Genomic DNA, 19,196 nt, shown 5'->3' on the forward strand with positions numbered 1-19,196 from the left:
TCGTACATGTCTACGTGTTGCACGTGTCGCACGTGTCGCACGTGTCGCACGTGTCGCACAGCAGCGTCTCGACGCAGGCCGCTCCGGGTAACCGCGTACCACTCCTGCCGGCGGGGTGCGCGTGGTCGTGGTGTCGGCCATGGAACCCTCCCGTAATACCCTTAGGCATACAGCGAGCATTACTCTCGCCCGCCCAGACGACAGCCCGCACCGGTAAGGACTATAAGTGGAACTGGCCTATTACTCGGATTACGCCGTGCGTCTCGTCAACACCGAGGAGCCGGGACGCGGCAAGGACACGCTGACCTCGGTGGAGGCGGTTCGGGAGCTGTTCGGTGCCAACCAGGAGGCGGCGCGCCGTGCGACGGACGCCGACCTCACGCGCTTCAGGGGCGTACGGGGGCGACTGCGCGCGGTGTTCGAGGCGGCCGACGGCGGCGACGAGGAACTCGCCGTCAACCTGCTGAACTCGCTGCTCCTGGAGTTCCCGGTGAGCCCGCAGATCTCCGGGCACGACCACCGCGACGACGACGGTCGCCCGCTGTGGCACATGCATCTGGCGGACCACCCGTCCAACGCGACAGCCGGCTACGCGGCCATCGCCGCGATGGGCCTGGCCTTTCACCTCACCGAGTACGGCGTGGACCGCCTCGGCCTGTGCGAAGCCGCCCCCTGCCGCAACGCCTACCTGGACACGTCCACCAACCGCTCGCGCCGCTACTGCTCCGACCGGTGCGCGACACGCGCCAACGTCGCCGCCTACCGGGCCCGCAAGCGCCTTGAGGCCGAGCGCCCCGGCCGCCCCGAGAGCACCGGGCCCACCGGGCGCACCGCTGACAGCAGCCAGGCGACCACGGCCGTCACCGAACGCTGACCCTCCCCCTCGGCCCACGGCTTGCGGCGCCGCAGCCGCCCGCGCACCTTGGCGAGGACGAGCTCGTCCGGCACCACTCCGTACACCGTGCTGTCACCCCCGGCGGCCGCGTTGTCCCCGAGGACCCACCAGCCGCCGTCGCGCCGCTCGGCGGCCCGCTTCACGACGAGCAGATCCTGCTGGAACGGGTGGCGCAACACGACGACGTCACCCGGACGCACCCGAGCGCCGTGCTGCACCAGCATCCAGTCACCGGGGTACAAAGTGGGCACCATGGACGGGCCCTCCACCTCGATGATCTGAAACGGCACCTTGGCCTCGCGCACTTCCTCGATCGCCTCGGGCATCAGACAACCTCCCCGGTCCCATCGTCCACCAGTCCCAGGCTCACCCTGGACTTTTGTCCTAAGCCCCCGGGGGCACCCGAGAAAACCGGTGCGGCACGGAGTAGTGTCCCACCTGAGAAGACGATCACGAGGAAGGAACAGCTTCATGCTTTCCCGCCTGTTCGCCCCCAAGGTGAAGGCCAGCGCCCACTGCGACCTGCCCTGCGGCGTGTACGACCCGGCCCAGGCCCGCATCGAGGCCGAGTCGGTCAAGGCCGTCCAGGAGAAGATGGGCGCCAACGACGACCCGCACTTCCAGGCCCGCGCCACCGTCATCAAGGAGCAGCGCGCCGAGCTCGCCAAGCACCACGTCTCGGTGCTGTGGAGCGACTACTTCAAGCCCCCGCACTTCGAGAAGTACCCGGAGCTGCACCAGCTGGTCAACGACGCCCTGAAGGCCCTCTCGGCCGCCAAGGGCTCGACGGACCCGGCCACGGGCCAGAAGGCGCTGGACTACATCGCCCAGATCGACAAGATCTTCTGGGAGACCAAGAAGGCCTGACCGAGAACCGGTTGACCACTGGTTCTCGACGACCGGCGGGCGGTGCACCCCCGCCAGTCAAGGGTTGCCCGAGGGGGCCCGACCGGACGATCCCGACGCTGTTGGTTTATTCGGGCCCTTGATCACTTCGCCCCGTCGAGCGTCAGCTCGGCGGGGCGAAGTGCTGCGAAGTGGCTGGTGCGGGTGCGGGCCCTGGGTGTGTCGGTGAGGTGGGCGTCGATGCGGGCGAGGTTGAGGGCGGCGCCGGTGAGCTGGTGCTGGAGGCTGGTTTTCGCCAGGCCCTGGTAGCGGGATCTGCGCAGGCCGCAGCGGCCGACGCCCTGGGAGATGGTGCCTTCGACGCCGGCCCGGATCTTGTAGCGGTCCTTCCAGCTATCGGTCTGCTGCCTGGTGCGGGCGGCCTGGACGACTTCGTGTTCGGCGCGCTGTCGCAGGGTGATCTCGCGGCGTTCGGCCTTCGGCGAGCTGACGCAGTCGCGCAGGCTGGGGCAGGAGCGGCAGTCGGCCGGGCTGAAGCGGACCCGGATCACCGGCAGGCCCTGCTGTGAGTGCCGGTGATGCCACTGGGTGCTGGTGACACCGTTCGGACAGGTGACCCGCTCGTGCTCCCAGTCGACGGTGAAGGCGTCCTGCCCGAACGGGCCACCGCTCTGGGCGGTGGTGTTGCCGACCATCGGGCCCTGGAGATCGACGCCGTGGTCGGTGCGGGCGGCCACGACCTGGGCCGCTGTGGGATATCCGGCATCGACCCAGTGTTCACCGGGCAGGCAGTCACGTGCGGCCAGACCGGCGTGGACGACAGCGGCCATCCGGTCGTCCGGGACGGTGGCGACGGTGGTGGCCACGTTCGTGATCAGGTTCGGGGCATCGGGCTCGCAGGTCTCGGTGAGGTGGACCTTGTAGCCGTCCCAGAAGGTGTCGCGTTTGACGCTGCCCCGCGCCTCGATGTCATAGGGAGTGACCAGGCGCATCGCGCCCGGCGGCCGGTCTTTTGGGTCCCGCCGCCCCACCTCGCCGTCCACCAGGTGGAAGGACTGCACCCACGCCTGCCGCAGGGTCTGGACCTCGTCCAGCCTGCGCAGGGCGGCTGGGGCGGTGGGGGCGAAGACCGCCTCAAGCAGACGCATGCCATCCCTGCCGATCCGCAGGCCCACCTCGTCCCGCTTGGTGCGGGCCTGGGGAAACCGGGAGTCCTCGGCCCGCGTCGCGTAGTGCCTGAACCAGTCCGGTTCCGCGATACCGGCCAGCCACTCGGGGGCCTGTTCGGCCAGCGCGTTCAACGCCGAGCGCAGTGTTTCGCAGACCATCTCCAGCCAGCACAGCTGACGGGCCGCGGACAGCACGTGCGTGGAGTCGGTGCGGGCCCGGCCGGCCGTTTTCAGCAGGCCCTTGTCCCGGGCCGCGGCCAGGATGCCGTCCAGCACCCGCCGCCCTGCGTCCGCCTCGACCAGCCGGTCCCGGAACTCCGACAGCACCGAGAAGTCGAAGCCGGGATCGGCCAGTTCCAGAGCGAGGGCGTACTTGAAGTCGATCCTCGCCCGCACCGCCTCCGCAGCCTGCCGGTCGGTGAGCCCCTCAACGAACTGCAACACCAACACCAACACCAGCCGCCCCGGTGACCAGGCAGGCTTCCCCCCGCACCGCAAACAGGTCCGCGAACTGCTCATCGGTGAACAGCGGCCCCAGCTCGTTCCGGACCCGGATCGCCAGGCTCCCCTTCGGGAACGCGGCCCGAGCCACCCGCACCGTCTCCGCCGGGATCTCCCCAGACCCCTTCGGCTGCATCGACATCCGCACCCACCCCATACGACAACGTCGGCCTTCAAGACCACAACCGGGTCTTGAAGGCCGACGTCACGCAGGGCCCGAATAAACCAACAGCGTCGGACGATCCCGGTCGGGCCCCTTCGGTTCGCGGCCGCAGTCGTAATCGCCGCGGTCGCGGTCGCAGTCGCGGTCGCGCGAGGTCCGCTCACACCGAACCGCCCGAGGCCGGCACCGCCCGTGCCGCAGGCGGGCCCGGTGTGCGGAATCATCCGCGCGGGCGAGCCCGGCGAAACCGGCCGGCACGTCGGCCGCCACCACTCCGGCCCCGGCCCGAGCCGCTCCGGCTCCCGCGGCCCCTGCGCGGGGTGGCACGCGCCGTCAGCCGTCCCTCGGCTCCCGCCACATGGGCCACATCGTCGGCCCGCCGGGCAGATCGATGGCCCGGCCGGTGAACGCGAAGCCGAGCCGTTCGTACAGGGCGCGGCTGCGTGGGTTGCTGGCCTCGAGGTAGGCGGGCAGCCCCTCGCGGTCGCAGCGCTCCAGGACCGGCGACATCAGCGCGGTGCCGAGCCCTTGCCCCTGCCGTCCGGGGGCCACCCCGATCATCCACAGGTAGACGTGCGCCCGGCCGGCCGGGTGCGCCTCCTGGGTCCACCTGGCTATCTGCTCGACGCGCTCGTTGCCGGGGTCGACAGCCGCCCGCACCTGGGCGGGCACGTCTTCGTCCGCCTCGCCCGCGTGCGGCTCGTCCGGTACGTCCACCCACAGCGCGACCGCCGAACCGTCGACGGCCAGGTCGATGTACCCGTCGGCGAACGTGGCGTCGGTGAACGCCGCCATCAGCCCCGCATGCCGCTCCCGCCGGTGGGCGAGCCCGGGAAAGACCCAGCCGCTGACGGGATCGTCCATGAACGCCTCGTCGAGCACGCGGACGACCAGGTCCCGGTCCTCCGCCTCGGCCCTTCTGATCAGCACACCCACACGTACCACTCCCGCCTCGCCGTGCCCGAGACCGAGGCCGAGCCACTGGCGGCCCAACAAGCTTGCGCCGCTTGCCTGTTGGGGCCCTGGCCGGTCCGGCTTCTTCCGTCGGACAGACCCTAGGCCATGCCCGGTCAGAGCCACCGCGAGACCCCCTGCGGAGTACCGCCGCCGGGCATGGCCTGCCGGGGCACGGCCCGCCGCCGCGCGGACCGGGCCCCGGTTTCCGCTCAGTGCCCGCGTCGCGTCACGAACTCCGCCAGCGCCAGCAGCCCGTCGGCCGCGGCGGGCACGGGTACCGCCTGCGACAACTGGTGCACCGCACGGGACATCTGGTCCGCGGCCTGCGTCTGTGCCCAGTCACGGCCGCCGGCCCGCTCCACGGCCTGGGCCATCGCGGCCAGTTCGGTGTCGCTCTCCTTTCCCGTGCCCGGCGGCCCGTACAGTTCGGTCAGCTCCGCGGCGGCCGGCCCCCCGGCGACCAGTGCGGCGACGACCGGCAGGGACTTCTTGCGTACGGCCAGGTCGGCCCCGGCCGGCTTGCCGGTGCGGGCCGGGTCGCCCCAAATGCCGATGACGTCGTCGATCAACTGGAAGGCCAGGCCCGCGGCTCGCCCGAACGCGTCGAGCGCCGCGACCTCGGCCTCACCCGCTCCGGCGTACAGCCCGCCGAGCGCGCACGCACAGCCCAGGAGCGCCCCGGTCTTGGCCTCCGCCATGGCCAGGGTCTCCTTCAACGTCACCTCCGCGGGATCGCGTCTTTCCAGGGCCACATCCGTGGACTGGCCCGCGCACAGCTCCACGACACAGGCGGCGAGCCGCGCGGCGGCGGCCGGGCCCGCCGGGTGCCGGTCCTCGGCGAGCAGCCGCTGCGCCTGGGCCTGGAGCGCGTCGCCCGCGAGGATCGCGTCGGCGTCCCCGAACACGGTCCACGCGGTCGGCCGGTGCCGGCGCGTGGCGTCGCGGTCCATCACGTCGTCGTGCAGCAACGTGAAGTTGTGGGTCAACTCCACGGCCGTCGCCGCACGCACCGCACGGTCGGGCTGCCCGCCGAGGGCGCGCGCCGCGGCGAGGACCAGCGCCGGACGGACGGCCTTGCCCGCGTGACCGGCAGCCGGTGTGCCGTCGGCGTGCTCCCAGCCGAAGTGGTACAGCGCGACACGCCGCAGCGTTCCCGGCAGGGCCTCTACGGATCGTCTCAGCTCGGGGTCGACCGCCGCCCTGGTGCGCGCCAGGATCGCTGTCGCCTCCTGCGTGCCGTACCCGTCGTGGCCATCGGCACGCGCTCCGGGCCCCGGCTCCCGGTCGCGGTCGGCTCCCCGCTGTATCCGGTCTCCTTCCCGGTCCGCCGCGTCCGGCCCTGTCGGCTCTGCTGACACTCGCGTCTCCGTCGTCTGCGTCACGGCATCACCTCGAAAGGCCGAGAAGGGCGGCCGGGCCGGGCCCCCGCCGCCGCGGGCGGGGACACGGGCCGAGCGGTGGGCGGGACGTCACCGCCACCGGCCGATCTCCACGTTCTCCAGGACACCGAGCGCATCGGGCACCAGGACCGCGGCCGAGTAGTACGTCGTGACCAGGTAGGAGATGATCGCCTGCTCGCTGATGCCCATGAACCGCACCGACAGGCTCGGCTCGATCTCGTCCGGGATGCCCGCCTGCCGCAGCCCGATGACGCCCTGCTCCTCCTCTCCCGTACGCATGCAGATGATCGAAGTGGTGCGCGCGTCCGACACGGGGATCTTGTTGCACGGGTAGATCGGCACGCCGCGCCAGGTCGGGATGCGGTTGCCCGCCACGTCGATGCTCTCGGGCACGAGGCCCCGCTTGTTGCACTCACGGCCGAACGCGGCGATCGCCTTGGGGTGCGCCAGGAAGAGCTTCGACCCGCGCCGCCTGCTGAGCAGCTCGTCCATGTCGTCCGGGCTGGGCACCCCGTCGTGCGGCTGCAGCCGCTGGTCGTACTCGCAGTTGCTGAGCAGACCGAACTCCTTGTTGTTGATGAGCTCGTGCTCCTGGCGCTCCTTCAACGCCTCGACGGTGAGCCGGAGCTGGTGCTCCGTCTGGTTCATGGGCTGGTTGTAGAGGTCCGCCACGCGTGAGTGGATGCGCAGGACGGTCTGCGCCACGCTCAGTTCGTACTCGCGCGGGGCGGATTCGTAGTCGACGTACGTGCCGGGGATGACCGCCTCGCCGACGTGGCCGGCGGAGAGGTCGATCTCCTTCTCGCCGTACTTGTTCGTCCGCTGCTCGGGGGCCGAGCGCAGCTGCTGCAGGTGGGCCTGGAGCGCGTCCGAGCCCGCCGCCACCTGCTCGAAGTCCCGGCGGGGCAGGGTGAGCACGGTGCACGCGGTGGCCGCGCGGGCGGTGTACTCCCAGATGGTCTCCGCGTCGACGAGGGCCTGCTCGCCGAAGTACGCGCCGTCCGCGAGGACGCCGAGCACGGCGTCGTCCCCGTACGGGCCGGTGCCGACCTTCTCCACTCGGCCGTGCGCGAGCAGGTGGACCTCGTCGGCCTGACTGCCGAACGAGGCGATCACGTCGCCCGCCGCGAACTCCCGCTGGATGCAGCGGTCGGCGAGCGCGCCGAGCACGTCGCCGTCCTCGAAGTGCCGCAGGGCGGGCAGCTCGCCCAGCTCGGCGGGGACCACACGGACCGAGTCCCCGGTCTTCACGAACGTGATGCGCCCGTCTCCGACCGTGTAACTGAGTCGCCGGTTCACGCGGTAAGTGCCGCCCTGCACGTTCACCCAGGGCAGGGTCCGCAGCAGCCAGCGGGAGCTGATCTCCTGCATCTGTGGTGCGGACTTGGTGGTGGTGGCCAGATTCCGCGCGGCGGACGTGCCGAGACTCTTCTGAGTTCCCGGCCGCTCCGAGCGGATCTCTTCGCCTACCGACATGACAGTGCCCTCCCGATGATGAACTGGCTTGCGCGGAACAGCCTTTCAGCACGGACGGTGGCGATGCCATTACACAAACGAGCGGGAATGGATCACTCGCAGACTGGGCATTGGTAGCACTTTTCGAATCCCGTTCGCCCCGGTCCGCCGGATTTGGAACTCGTTGCCCCCGACGGGCGTTGAGCCGGGTGAGAGACGCATCGCGCAACACGCGTCACACGTCACGCGGACAACAGCGCGTACGACAGCGAAGGAGAGATCATGGCGGGCTTCCTGGACCGTGCCAAGGAGCAGGCGCAGCGCGGGCTGACGCAGGGAAAGCAGAAGCTGGACGAGGTGCAGGCGCAGCGGGCGGGCGCCGACCTGCTCAAGCAGTTGGGCGCGGCCTACTACGCCGAACAGCGCGGCAGCGGCGGTGCGGAGGCCACGCAGCGGGCGCTGCAGGCCGTGGAGGCCCACATCGCGGCACACGGGGACGGGTTCCTGCGCGGCTGAGCGGGTCCGCCCCCTCCCCCGCTCTTCCCGTCGCGGGCCGGGCAGGGGCCGGACGCATGTACGAGAATGGTCCGGTGCCCCTGCCCACCACCGCCGCTCTGCGCCCCCGGCTGCCGTCGCCGCTCACCGAGGCCGACGACGACCGCTTCGCGCGGCACGGCGTGCGCCTGCTGCTCAAGCGGGACGACCTGATCCACCCGGACCTGGTCGGCAACAAATGGCGCAAACTCGTACCGAACCTGGAGGCGGCCCGGGGCCGGACCGTCGTCACGTTCGGGGGCGCGTACTCCAACCATCTGCGGGCGACGGCCGCCGCGGGCCGGCTGCTCGGCCTGCCCACGATCGGTGTCGTGCGCGGCCATGAGCTCGCCGACCGCCCGCTCAACCCGTCGCTGACCCGCTGTGTCCGCGACGGCATGCGGCTGCGTTTCGTCGACCGGTCGACGTACCGGCGAAAGCACGACCCTGACGTCCTGTCCGAGCTTCTGGACGCGACCGGCACCCGGGACGCGTACGTCGTCCCCGAGGGCGGCAGCAACCCTCTCGCCGTGCACGGCTGCGTGGAGCTGGGGCGGGAGCTGTGCGGCCGGGCGGACGTCGTCGCCGTGGCCTGCGGCACCGGTGGCACGCTCGCGGGACTGGCCGCCGGGCTCGCCCCCGACCAGCGCGCCATCGGCGTGCCGGTGGTCGGGGGCGGGTTCCTGGCCGCGGAGGTCCGCGCCCTGCAACAGGAGGCGTTCGGCGGGCCGCGCGGCACCTGGTCGGTGGACGAGCGCTTCCGTTTCGGGGGGTACGCGCGCGTGCCGACGGAACTCGCCGCCTTCGCGGAGGACTTCGAGCAGCGCCACGGCATGCCGGTCGAACGTCTCTATGTCGCCAAAATGCTGTACGCCCTGGTCGCCCTGGTGAGCGAGGGGTCCCTCGCGCCGGGCACGACGGTCGCCGCGGTCGTCACGGGCGCGCCGGGGCCGGGCCCTCAGCCGTCGGCCTCCCGGTAGGCGGCGGCCTCCTCCAGGTCGAGTTTGCGCAGCAGGGTCCGCATCATCTCGTCGTCGATCCGGCGCTCGTCCCGCATCCGTACGAAGACCTCGCGTTCGGCGGCGATGGCCGCGCGCGCGAGTCGCCGATAGGTGTCGTCGGCCGACTCCCCGGTCACCGGGTTGGGCTGGCCGAGGCGTTCCCACACAGAGTTGCGCCGCCGTTCCAGGACGGTCCGCAGGCGGTCCTGGAGCGGCTTGGGCAGCCGGTTGCGCTCATCGCGCATCAGCTCGTCCACACGGTCCTCCGCGGCCGTGGAGGCGGCGTTCTGCGCCTGGGCCTCGGCGAGTGTCTCGGCCTGGGCGTCGCGGCCCGGCAGCCGTAGCGCCCTGATGAGCGGCGGCAGGGTCAGCCCCTGCACCACGAGCGTTCCGATGACGGTCGTGAACGTCAGGAACAGCACCAGGTTGCGTCCGGGGAACGGCGCCCCGTCGTGCGTGACGAGAGGGATCGAGAAGGCGATCGCCAGCGAGACGACGCCGCGCATCCCGGCCCAGCTCACGATCAGCGGCTTCTTCCAGCCGGTGTCGGGTTCGCGCGCCCTGATGCCCGGCACCAGGAACCGCGGCAGGAAGGTGGCCGGATAGGTCCACAGGAAGCGGACCGCGACCACGAGGACGAACACCGCGAGCCCGTACCAGACGGCCTGGCCCACGCTGTACTCGCCGAGCCCCTGGAGGACGAAGCGCAGCTGGAGGCCGATGAGCGCGAAGACCGACGACTCCAGGATGAAGGCCACGACCTTCCACACGGCCGCCTCCTGGAGCCGCGTCTCGAAGTCGACCTGCCAGGCCCGGTGGCCCAGGTAGAGGCCCACGGTGACCACGGCGAGCACGCCCGAGGCGCCCACCTGTTCCGCCGCGGCGTAGGCGACGAAGGGGATGAGCAGCGACAGGGTGTTCTGCAGGAGCGCTTCCTTGAGATGCGTACGCAGCCAGTGCAGCGGCACCATCAGGAGGAGCCCCACCCCGACCCCGCCGACGGCCGCGACGAGGAACTCACGGATGCCGCCGCCCCAGCTCGCGCCCTCCCCGACGGCCGCGGCGAGGGCCACCTTGTAGGCGGTGATGGCGGTGGCGTCGTTCACCAGGGACTCGCCCTGGAGGATCGTGGTGATCCGTGACGGCAGTCCCACCCGACGGGCGACGGCGGTGGCCGCCACGGCGTCCGGCGGGGCGATCACCGCGCCCAGGACGAGCGCGGCGGTCAGCGGCAGGTCGGGGATCAGCTCGTAGGCGAGCCACCCGACGGCGACCGTCGCGAACAGCACGTATCCCACCGAGAGCAGCGCCACGGGCCGCACGTTGGCGCGCAGGTCGAGATACGAGCTCTCCAGGGCGGCCGTGTGCAGCAGCGGCGGCAGCACGAGCGGCAGCACGATGTGCGGGTCGAGCGTGTACTGCGGAACCCACGGCACGTAGGACGCGACGAGACCGGCCGCGACCAGGAGAAGCGGCGCGGGCACCGGCGTTCTGCGGGCCGCCCCCGCCACCGCGGCGCTCGCCGCGATCAGTGCCACCAACGGCAATACGTCCATGCCCCGCCTTCCCACCGGCTGTCCTCGGCACACCGCCCGTGCCCGGCGCGTTGCCCGTAATCTGCCCATCGTGAAGGATCACACCTGCGGGTCGGAGCACGGCCGCCCCCTCCTCCCTCCCGTCTCCCTCCCGTCTCCCTCCGAGAGGAACCCTGATGAGCGAGTGCCCTCACGTCGCCGAGCTGCCGCAGCCCGAGCCCACCCCGCTCAGCGAGACCTGCCTGGAATGCCTCGCCGCCGGCAGTCACCCTGTGCAACTGCGACTCTGTCTCGCATGCGGCCACGTGGGCTGTTGCGACTCCTCGCCGCTGCGGCACGCGACGCGACACCATGAAGAGACCGGACACCCGGTGATGCGCACCTTCGAACCAGGTGAGAGCTGGCGCTGGTGCTTCGTGGACGGGGTTCTGGTCTGATCCGGGCCCGGCGCGGTTCGACCGGCGGGCGCTTGGGTACGTCAATCCGGCGCCCATTCTTTCCAATTGGGCCTGTACGCCCTCTAGCCACTGTCCGTACCCGTTGTATTACTATGAGTGACAGTACTGGGCCGGGGGTCCCCGGGACAGGAAAGCCGGGCGCGCGATAGCGTCACCGCAGCTATATGTGGCGTATCAACCGGGGGGATGATCTCCCTGGAGCCCGAAAGTGCTCTATCACCTTGGAGGTGAGGGTGTCCCAGATCGCAGGCGAGCCCGGAAACCAGGACTTCGTGGAAGTCCGGCTGCCGGCTGCCGGTGCCTACCTGTCGGTGCTGCGCACGGCCACGGCCGGTCTCGCGGCACGTTTGGACTTCACCCTCGACGAGATCGAGGACCTGCGCATCGCGGTCGACGAGGCCTGCGCGATCCTGCTGCAGCAGGCCGTCTCCGGCTCTGTGCTCAGCTGCGTGTTCCGGCTCGTCGACGACTCCTTGGAGGTGACGGTCTCCGCCCCGACCACCGACGGCCGGGCCCCGGAGCGCGACACCTTCGCTTGGACGGTGCTCTCGGCCCTCGCGGGCCAGGTCGAGTCCTCGGTCGCCGAGGACAACACCGTCTCGATCAGCCTCTACAAGAAGCGCGGCGCGGGCCCCGGCCCGGCGTGAAGAACGGGGACGGTCCGGTGCGGGACGACAAGCGCGGCACACGGGATCTCCCGTCCGACGGTTCGGACGGGCGGCGAGAGCTGACCACCGGCATCCCGGAACAGCAGGCCAGGCCGCACCCCCAGGACCCCGCGGCCGACACGGCGGACCAGACGGCCCCGGCCCCCGGGAGCGGGCTTCGCGAACATCCAGGGGGATCGGACGCGCGACGGGCGGGATTGATGAGCGACCACGAGCCACACGGTGAACAGCACGGCCGGCAGGATCCGCAGGACCGCAGCGGCGCGCGGGCGATGTTCGTCGAGCTGCGCGGCCTCAAGGAGGGCAGCCAGGAGTACGCGGAGCTGCGCAACCGGCTCGTGCGGATGCATCTGCCCCTGGTCGAACACCTGGCCCGCCGCTTCCGCAACCGCGGTGAGCCGCTCGACGACCTCACCCAGGTCGCCACGATCGGTCTCATCAAGTCCGTCGACCGTTTCGACCCGGACCGGGGTGTGGAGTTCTCCACGTACGCGACTCCGACGGTCGTCGGCGAGATCAAGCGGCACTTCCGTGACAAGGGCTGGGCCGTGCGCGTCCCGCGCCGTCTGCAGGAGCTGCGCCTGTCCCTGACCACCGCGACGGCCGAGCTCTCCCAGCTGCACGGCCGCTCCCCCACCGTCCACGAACTGGCAGAGAAGCTCGCCATCTCGGAGGAAGAGGTCTTGGAGGGCCTGGAGTCGGCCAACGCGTACTCCACGTTGTCCCTGGACGTCCCCGACACCGACGACGAGTCGCCGGCGGTCGCGGACACCCTGGGGGCGGAGGACGAGGCCCTGGAGGGCGTCGAGTACCGCGAGTCGCTCAAACCGCTCCTGGAGGATCTGCCGCCGCGCGAGAAGCGGATCCTGCTCCTGCGCTTCTTCGGGAACATGACGCAGTCGCAGATCGCCCAGGAGGTCGGTATCTCCCAGATGCACGTCTCGCGCCTGCTGGCGCGCACCCTGGCCCAGCTCCGCGAGAGGCTCCTGGTCGAGGAGTGAGCCCGGGTCCCGGGATCGCGCGCCTGCCCGGGACAGCGCACCACGCCGGGCGCGAGCGCCCGTCCGTGTCCGGACCGCTCCGCACGGCGAGCACAGGCTCGCGGCGTGCGAGCCCGCGCGCGGGTGGTCTGCCCGCCCCGCGCACACCCGGCGGGATCGCGCCGTGTGCGTCCCGGCAGGGGCTACTCGGACTCGGGGGTGCTTCCCGGCGGGCGGATGCCCAGCGCGCGGGTGGTGGCCGGGTTGACCAGGATCACCAGGGCGGCGACCGCGACCACGGCGAGCGCGATCCCGCCGGGGATGGCGACGCTGTCGGCCTGGAGCAGCGTGTAGGCGACGGGCAGCGCCATGATCTGCGTGATGATCGCGGGGCCGCGGCTCCAGCTCTTGCGCGCGAGCAGCCCGCGCGCGGCCAGGAGCGGGAGCAGGGCCAGCACGATGAGCGTCACGCCGCCCGTGACGGCCTGTGACACGCTGGACGGGTCACCGGTGACGGCGTCGACGAGCAGGGCGCCGCCGCCCACGACGAGCGCGGCTCCTTCGAGCCCGGCCAGGGCTGCCGCGGCGGTCAGCCGTCCGGGGCGGGGGCCGTCGTCTGCGGGGGTCTCGGGGGTCGGGTTCTGCTCTGAGGTCACCTTGGCAGGGTAGCCCGCGCGTGCCGCCGACCGGCGGGCGTGTCCGCCACCGGGCCCGCTTCCGTCTCTTACCCGACTCCTACCTCGGTCTGGGCGCCGTCAGGGCCCCTGGGTAGTCTGCTGCGCATGCGTGCACTTCTCGTGGTCAATCCGGCGGCAACCACCACCAGCGAGCGCACGCGTGATGTCTTGATCCACGCGCTGGCGAGTGAGATGAAACTCGAGGCGGTCACGACCGAGTATCGAGGGCACGCGCGCGACCTCGGCCGGCAGGCAGCCGACAGCGAGGACATCGAGCTGGTCGTCGCCCTGGGCGGCGACGGCACGGTCAACGAGGTGGTGAACGGCCTGCTGCACGGCGGCCCCGACCCGGACCGGCTGCCGGGCCTCGCCGTCGTCCCCGGAGGCTCCACGAACGTCTTCGCGCGCGCCCTCGGCCTGCCCAACGAGCCGGTGGAGGCCACCGGCCAGATCCTGGACGCCCTGCGCGAGGGGCGGCAGCGCACGGTGGGTCTCGGTCTGGCCGCGGGCGCGCCGGGCACCGAGGACGAGGCGGTGCCGGCCCGTTGGTTCACGTTCAGCGCGGGCCTCGGCTTCGACGCGGGCGTGGTCGGCAGGGTGGAGCAGCAGCGCGAGCGCGGCAAACGTTCGACTCATGCGCTCTACGTCCGGCAGGTCGTACGTCAGTTCCTTGGAGAACCCGATCGGCGGCACGGCACGATCACGCTCGAACGGCCGGGCGAGGACCCGATCACCGATCTGGTCGTCTCCATAGTGAGCAACACCTCCCCGTGGTCGTTCCTGGGCAACCGGCCGCTGTTCCCGACCCCCCGGGCGTCCTTCGACACCGGGCTTGACGTGCTCGGACTCAAGAAACTCTCGACTCCGGCCGTAGCCCGTTACGGCGCCCAGCTGCTGACCTCGTCGCCCGAGCGCGGACCGCACGGCAAGAACGCGGTCACGCTCCACGACCTGACCGACTTCACCTTGCATTCGAAGGCGCCCCTGCCCCTTCAGATGGACGGCGACCACCTGGGGCTGCGCACGAGCGTGGCGTTCACAGGCGTACGCCGTGCACTGCGTGTGATTGTGTGAGTGGAAGGGCTGAAAGTCCTTTATCTCGAACGTTTGGGCCAGGCTCCACCCCATGGAAGTACGGCTGTGACCTAGTCGACACCGAGGAATCAAAAAAAACTTTCCAGAAGGGGTTGTATCCGCCGCCGAGGTTTGCGAATCTCTACGTGGCGCTCGGGACGGGCCGCAAAACCGGCCCCCCACAGAGAGCCCGAATCCCCTCCTCAAAGCAGCGGACACCCGTCGCAGATGTGACGTCCGTCCCTTCACTTGTTGAGGGATTCGTGAAAGCGTTCACATTCACAAGCAACTTGCACGTAACTCAAGGAGAGGTAGCAGCCATGGACTGGCGTCACAACGCCGTTTGCCGCGAGGAAGACCCCGAGCTCTTCTTCCCCATCGGCAACACCGGTCCTGCGCTGCTGCAGATCGAGGAAGCCAAGGCCGTCTGCCGCCGCTGCCCCGTCATGGAGCAGTGCCTGCAGTGGGCGCTTGAGTCCGGCCAGGACTCCGGCGTCTGGGGTGGCCTCAGCGAGGACGAGCGCCGCGCCATGAAGCGCCGCGCCGCTCGCAACCGGGCCCGTCAGGCCTCCGCCTGATTCCCCACCCCGTACGAGCCTGAGCCCGGCGGCGCGTGTCCCGGCGGATTGTCCGCCGGTGCTCCGCACGCATCTCCCGCCCCCGAGCCGCAGCGCGCAGTACCCCCCATGCTCCCCCAGGCTCAGCCCGGGATGGCAGACCCGAGCATCGCGTGCAGTGAGCCCCGGACCGTCCGACGGTCCGGGGCTCACTGCTGTGTGCGGCCACCGGCCCCCGCCCGGCCGAACGGCTACTTCTGGCTGCGTACCGGAACGTCGAGGACGACCCGGGTACCGCGTCCGGGCGCCGGGACCATGTCGAAGGTGCCGCCCAACTCGCCCTCCACCAGGGTGCGTACGATCTGCAGCCCCAGGTTGCCCGCGCTCTTGGCGTCGAAGCCGTCCGGCAGGCCGACGCCGTCGTCCTGGACCGTGACCAGGAGGCGCGCCTCTTTGGACGTGCCGCCCCGCACCGCCGACACCTCGACCGTGCCGGTGTCGCCCTGCCGGTAGCCGTGCTCCAGGGCGTTCTGCAGCACCTCCGTCAGGACCATGGACAGCGGCGTGGCCACCTCGGCGTCCAGGATGCCGAACCGTCCGCTGCGCCGTCCCGTCACCCTGCCCGGGGAGATCTCGGCGACCATGGCGAGCACCCGGTCGGCGATCTCGTCGAACTCCACGCGCTCGTCCAGGTTCTGGGACAGCGTCTCGTGCACGATCGCGATGGAGCCCACGCGCCGCACCGCCTCCTCCAGCGCCTCGCGCCCGCCCACGGAATCGATACGCCGCGCCTGGAGCCTGAGCAGCGCCGCGACGGTCTGAAGGTTGTTCTTCACCCGGTGGTGGATCTCCCGGATGGTCGCGTCCTTGGTGATCAACTCGCGTTCTCGGCGGCGCAGTTCGGTGACATCGCGCAGCAGCACCAGGGAGCCGATCCGGGTGCCCTTGGGTTTGAGCGGAATGGCCCGCAGCTGGATCGATCCTTCGTCGCCCTCGATCTCGAACTCGCGCGGCGCCCAGCCGCTGGCGACCTTGTCCAGCGCCTCGTCCACCGGGCCGTGCGTGGGGGCGAGCTCGGCCGTCGTACGCCCCAGATGGTGGCCGACCAGGTCGGCGGAGAAGCCGAGCCGGTGGTACGCGGACAGGGCGTTGGGCGAGGCGTACTGGACGACGCCGTCCGCGTCGAGCCGGATGAGACCGTCGCCCACTCGCGGCGACGCGTCCATGTCGACCTGCTGACCGGGGAACGGAAACGATCCGGCGGCGATCATCTGCGCCAGGTCGGACGCCGACTGCAGATAGGTCAGCTCCAGGCGCGAGGGCGTGCGGACGGTCAGCAGATTCGTGTTGCGCGCGATGACGCCGAGGACCCGGCCCTCCCTGCGTACGGGGATGGACTCCACCCGCACCGGGACCTCTTCGCGCCACTCGGGGTCGCCCTCGCGTACGATGCGGCCCTCGTCGAGGGCGGCGTCCAGCATGGGGCGGCGGCCGCGCGGCACCAGGTGGCCGACCATGTCGTCCTGGTAGGAGGTCGGCCCGGTGTTGGGGCGCATCTGGGCCACGGAGACGTAGCGCGTCCCGTCCCTCGTGGGCACCCACAGGACGAGGTCGGCGAAGGAGAGGTCGGCCAGCAGCTGCCACTCCGAGACCAGCAGGTGGAGCCACTCGAGGTCGGAGTCGCCGAGAGCGGTGTGCTGGCGTACGAGATCGTTCATGGAGGGCACGAGCCCGAGCGTACCCGCAGGTCGGGCGGGCCCGGAAAGACCGACGGCCCCCGAAAAGACCGACGGGCCGCGGCGCCGGGGGTCGGGACCCTCAACCCTTCCCCAGCACCGCAGCCCTTCAGGTGCTTCGGCTACCGGGTGTGCGGTCCCGGACGCCGATCGAGGAGCCGACGCAGTCAGGGCAGAGCGCGTCGGTCCCTCTGTCCGTCCTCCTGTGCGGGGAGGGCGGAGGTCTTCGTTTACGCATTGTGGACTAGACCATTCTCCGATGTCCACGCTTCGGCGCAGGATTGTTGTCGTCTCTTCCTCCAGTACTCACGCAGTGCTCACACAGCGCTCGCACACCGGACGAAGACCCGTACAGACATCCTGCTCACTCCACCGACACCCTACGCACTCCCGGGCGTCTTGGGATCACCGCGTCTGCGTGACTTTCGCCAGGGCGCGCGGCGCGTCCGGGTCCTGACCGCGCGCGATGGTCACCTCGTACGCGAGCTGCTGCAGCGGAAGGATCTCCAGGACCGGCTCCACCTCCTCCGCCACCCCGGGCTCGGGCATCACGAAACCGGCCGAGGCCCGCTCCACCTGGGCGGCGGGACCGACGACCATCAGGTCGGCGCCACGCCCGCGCAACCGGTCGAGGACGGGCTGCAGCGCGGCTCCGCCCTTGCCGTCGGTGACCACGGCGATGACCGGGGAGATGTTGTCGACCATGGCGAGCGGTCCGTGCAGCAGATCGGCGCCGGAGTAGGCGAGGGCGGGGATGTAGCTGGTCTCCATCAGCTTCAGTGCGGCCTCCTTGGCGGTCGGATAGCCGTAGCCGCGGGAGGTGATCACCATGCGCTCGGCGAAGCGGTAGCGGGAGGCGAGCAGCCGCACCTCGTCCCGGCGGTCGAGCAGTTCGGCGGCGAGGTCGGGCAGCGGCGCGGCGGCGGAGGCGTCGCCGTCGCGCATCCCCTCGACGAACAGGTAGAGCGCGAGCAGTGACGACGTGTACGTCTTGGTCGCGGGCAGCGCCTTCTCCGGTCCCGCCATGATGTCGATGTGGTACTCGGAGACGGCCGCCAGCGGGGAGTCCGGGTTGTTGGTCACCGCGAGGGTGATCGCACCGGCCGCACGGGCGGCCTTGGCGGACGCGACCAGGTCGGGCGAGCCACCCGACTGGCTGACGGTGACGACGAGGACGTCCCTGAGGTCGGGCCGGGCGCCGTAGGCCGTCGTGGTGGACATCGAGGTCAGGCCGCAGGGCAGGCCGAGCCGGATCTCCAGGAGGTACTTGGCGTAGAGCGCGGCGTGGTCGGAGGTGCCGCGCGCGGCGAGCAGGACGAAGCGGGGGCCGCGGGCGGCCACCTGCCGGGCGACCTCCCGGATCCGGGGCGCGCCCGCGCCCAGGAGGCGGCGCAGGGCGTCCGGCTGTTCACGGATCTCCCGTTCCATGATCCGGCCCGGCCGCTCCGCGCCGTCCGCGGGGCCGGGCGCGGGCGGGGCGGGTGGCATGGCAGTCATTGCGGGCACCTCCGGGGTCGGCGCTGCGGTTCTGGCCCCTTCCACTGTGGCCGCTGCCCGGGCCGTCCGCCCCTCGACGTGCCGGGGACCGGTCGAGCGCACAGCATGGATCGCGGCGGATTCCGCGGCGGATTCCGGCGCCGGATTCGACATCGGATTCCGCGTCGGCCTGACCGGCGGGGCACCGCTCTGCTAGATTGGTCTATACCACATGCGCACCATCGTGGGCCGGTCCGTTCGCCGTCCGGCCCACGACCGACTACCGACTCTCCGACCAGAACGGCAGGCCCAGCGTGGAAGTTGTGATCGTTCCGGACGCCAAGGCAGGTGGCGAGCTGATCGCCGAGGCCGTGGCCCAGCTGCTGCGGCGCAAGCCCGACGCGCTGCTCGGCGTGGCCACCGGCTCGACCCCGCTGCCCGTCTACGAGGCACTGACGGCGAAGGTGCGCGCCGGTGAGCTCGACGCCTCGGCGGCGCGGATCGCCCAGCTCGACGAGTACGTGGGACTGCCCGCCGGGCACCCCGAGTCCTACCGGGCGACGGTACTGCGCGAGGTCGTGGAGCCGCTCGGGCTCGGTCCCGGATCGTTCATGGGACCCGACGGCAGTGCCGAAGACGTGCAGGCCGCGTGCGCGGCGTACGACGCGGCGCTGGCCAGCGCGGGCGGCGTGGACCTGCAGCTGCTCGGCATCGGGACGGACGGGCACATCGGGTTCAACGAGCCGTGCTCGTCGCTGGCCTCCCGCACCCGGATCAAGACGCTGACCGAGCAGACGATCAAGGACAACGCGCGCTTCTTCGACGGCGACGTCGGCCAGGTGCCGCGGCACGTCATCACGCAGGGCATCGGCACGATCCTCGAAGCCCGGCACCTGGTACTGCTCGCCACCGGCGAGGGCAAGGCGGACGCGGTCGCGGCGACCGTGGAGGGTCCCGTGGCGGCGGTCGTGCCCGCGTCGGCGCTGCAACGGCACCCCCACGCGACCGTCGTCGTGGACGAGGCGGCGGCGTCGAAGCTGAAGCTGGCGGACTACTTCCGGCACACGTACACCAACAAGCCCGAGTGGCAGGGTCTCTAGAGCCTTTCCGGCGC

18 protein-coding genes and 1 pseudogene are annotated in these 19,196 nt (G+C 71.2%); 10 read left to right on the forward strand and 9 right to left on the reverse strand.

The window, feature by feature from the left end; translation table 11 throughout:
* Window positions 1-226 precede the first annotated feature (226 nt).
* A complete protein-coding gene (locus OFY01_RS10490; RefSeq protein WP_266598571.1) occupies window positions 227-874 on the forward strand; it encodes a CGNR zinc finger domain-containing protein in 648 nt (215 codons plus the stop codon).
* On the opposite strand, the gene sodX is transcribed toward OFY01_RS10490, so the two are convergent.
* On the reverse strand, window positions 760-1,221 hold the full coding sequence (gene sodX / locus OFY01_RS10495; RefSeq protein ID WP_266598573.1) for a nickel-type superoxide dismutase maturation protease: 462 nt from the start codon (window positions 1,219-1,221) through the stop codon (window positions 760-762). The two genes, OFY01_RS10490 and sodX, sit on opposite strands and share 115 nt — an antisense overlap.
* A gap of 145 nt (window positions 1,222-1,366) precedes the next feature.
* Between sodX and sodN the strand changes: the two genes are divergently transcribed.
* Entirely contained in the window at window positions 1,367-1,762 is a 396-nt protein-coding gene (sodN, locus tag OFY01_RS10500) for a superoxide dismutase, Ni (protein ID WP_266598575.1), read from the forward strand.
* A 122-nt stretch (window positions 1,763-1,884) separates the two neighbouring features.
* Here sodN and OFY01_RS10505 read toward each other — a convergent pair.
* The 4 genes and pseudogenes from OFY01_RS10505 to OFY01_RS10520 form a co-directional block, all read right to left on the reverse strand.
* Window positions 1,885-3,553: pseudogene (locus tag OFY01_RS10505) on the reverse strand (IS1182 family transposase).
* A gap of 354 nt (window positions 3,554-3,907) precedes the next feature.
* Window positions 3,908-4,510, reverse strand: coding sequence for a GNAT family N-acetyltransferase (locus OFY01_RS10510; protein WP_266598577.1), 603 nt, complete (start codon window positions 4,508-4,510; stop codon window positions 3,908-3,910).
* A 230-nt stretch (window positions 4,511-4,740) separates the two neighbouring features.
* Complete coding sequence (locus OFY01_RS10515; RefSeq protein WP_266598579.1) at window positions 4,741-5,913, reverse strand: family 2 encapsulin nanocompartment cargo protein polyprenyl transferase; 1,173 nt, start codon at window positions 5,911-5,913, stop codon at window positions 4,741-4,743.
* Between the two features lie 87 nt (window positions 5,914-6,000).
* Complete coding sequence (locus OFY01_RS10520; protein ID WP_266598581.1) at window positions 6,001-7,407, reverse strand: family 2B encapsulin nanocompartment shell protein; 1,407 nt, start codon at window positions 7,405-7,407, stop codon at window positions 6,001-6,003.
* Between the two features lie 261 nt (window positions 7,408-7,668).
* Here OFY01_RS10520 and OFY01_RS10525 point away from each other — a divergent pair, with 261 nt between their 5' ends.
* Both OFY01_RS10525 and OFY01_RS10530 read left to right on the forward strand, forming a co-directional pair.
* Window positions 7,669-7,902, forward strand: a complete 234-nt coding sequence (locus tag OFY01_RS10525) for a hypothetical protein (protein ID WP_266598583.1) — start codon at window positions 7,669-7,671, stop codon at window positions 7,900-7,902.
* Between the two features lie 56 nt (window positions 7,903-7,958).
* Window positions 7,959-8,900 carry a 1-aminocyclopropane-1-carboxylate deaminase/D-cysteine desulfhydrase gene (locus OFY01_RS10530; RefSeq protein ID WP_407700315.1) on the forward strand — a complete coding sequence of 314 codons (942 nt, stop codon included), beginning with the start codon at window positions 7,959-7,961 and terminating at the stop codon, window positions 8,898-8,900.
* On the opposite strand, the gene OFY01_RS10535 is transcribed toward OFY01_RS10530, so the two are convergent.
* Window positions 8,879-10,477 (reverse strand): Na+/H+ antiporter, encoded by a 1,599-nt coding sequence (locus OFY01_RS10535; RefSeq protein ID WP_266598587.1) that lies wholly within the window; start codon window positions 10,475-10,477, stop codon window positions 8,879-8,881. The genes OFY01_RS10530 and OFY01_RS10535 overlap by 22 nt on opposite strands.
* A gap of 155 nt (window positions 10,478-10,632) precedes the next feature.
* Here OFY01_RS10535 and OFY01_RS10540 point away from each other — a divergent pair, with 155 nt between their 5' ends.
* The 3 genes from OFY01_RS10540 to OFY01_RS10550 all read left to right on the forward strand — a co-directional run bounded on the left by OFY01_RS10540 (window position 10,633) and on the right by OFY01_RS10550 (window position 12,583).
* Complete coding sequence (locus OFY01_RS10540; RefSeq protein ID WP_266598589.1) at window positions 10,633-10,893, forward strand: UBP-type zinc finger domain-containing protein; 261 nt, start codon at window positions 10,633-10,635, stop codon at window positions 10,891-10,893.
* A 254-nt stretch (window positions 10,894-11,147) separates the two neighbouring features.
* Window positions 11,148-11,561 carry an ATP-binding protein gene (locus OFY01_RS10545; protein ID WP_266598591.1) on the forward strand — a complete coding sequence of 138 codons (414 nt, stop codon included), beginning with the start codon at window positions 11,148-11,150 and terminating at the stop codon, window positions 11,559-11,561.
* Entirely contained in the window at window positions 11,558-12,583 is a 1,026-nt protein-coding gene (locus OFY01_RS10550; RefSeq protein ID WP_266598593.1) for an RNA polymerase sigma factor SigF, read from the forward strand. The genes OFY01_RS10545 and OFY01_RS10550 overlap by 4 nt, the downstream gene beginning before the upstream one ends.
* A gap of 182 nt (window positions 12,584-12,765) precedes the next feature.
* On the opposite strand, the gene OFY01_RS10555 is transcribed toward OFY01_RS10550, so the two are convergent.
* The gene (locus OFY01_RS10555) at window positions 12,766-13,218 is read right to left on the reverse strand and encodes a hypothetical protein (protein WP_266598595.1); all 453 of its coding nucleotides are present in this window, start codon (window positions 13,216-13,218) and stop codon (window positions 12,766-12,768) included.
* Between the two features lie 126 nt (window positions 13,219-13,344).
* On the opposite strand from OFY01_RS10555, the gene OFY01_RS10560 reads away from it, so the two are divergent.
* Together OFY01_RS10560 and OFY01_RS10565 are read left to right on the forward strand one after the other, a co-directional pair.
* A complete protein-coding gene (locus OFY01_RS10560) occupies window positions 13,345-14,313 on the forward strand; it encodes a diacylglycerol/lipid kinase family protein (protein ID WP_266598597.1) in 969 nt (322 codons plus the stop codon).
* 320 nt (window positions 14,314-14,633) lie between these two features.
* Window positions 14,634-14,891 carry a WhiB family transcriptional regulator gene (locus OFY01_RS10565; RefSeq protein WP_016639615.1) on the forward strand — a complete coding sequence of 86 codons (258 nt, stop codon included), beginning with the start codon at window positions 14,634-14,636 and terminating at the stop codon, window positions 14,889-14,891.
* 230 nt (window positions 14,892-15,121) lie between these two features.
* On the opposite strand, the gene OFY01_RS10570 is transcribed toward OFY01_RS10565, so the two are convergent.
* Window positions 15,122-16,588 carry a PAS domain-containing sensor histidine kinase gene (locus tag OFY01_RS10570; protein ID WP_266598647.1) on the reverse strand — a complete coding sequence of 489 codons (1,467 nt, stop codon included), beginning with the start codon at window positions 16,586-16,588 and terminating at the stop codon, window positions 15,122-15,124.
* Between the two features lie 423 nt (window positions 16,589-17,011).
* Window positions 17,012-18,103 (reverse strand): SIS domain-containing protein, encoded by a 1,092-nt coding sequence (locus OFY01_RS10575; protein ID WP_266598599.1) that lies wholly within the window; start codon window positions 18,101-18,103, stop codon window positions 17,012-17,014.
* Between the two features lie 293 nt (window positions 18,104-18,396).
* On the opposite strand from OFY01_RS10575, the gene nagB reads away from it, so the two are divergent.
* Window positions 18,397-19,182: a glucosamine-6-phosphate deaminase gene (gene nagB, locus OFY01_RS10580; protein ID WP_266598601.1), complete on the forward strand. Its 786-nt coding sequence runs from the start codon at window positions 18,397-18,399 to the stop codon at window positions 19,180-19,182.
* The last annotated feature ends 14 nt before the right edge of the window (window positions 19,183-19,196 follow it).

The organism is Streptomyces beihaiensis (assembly GCF_026274175.1).
GTDB lineage: Bacteria > Actinomycetota > Actinomycetes > Streptomycetales > Streptomycetaceae > Streptomyces > Streptomyces beihaiensis.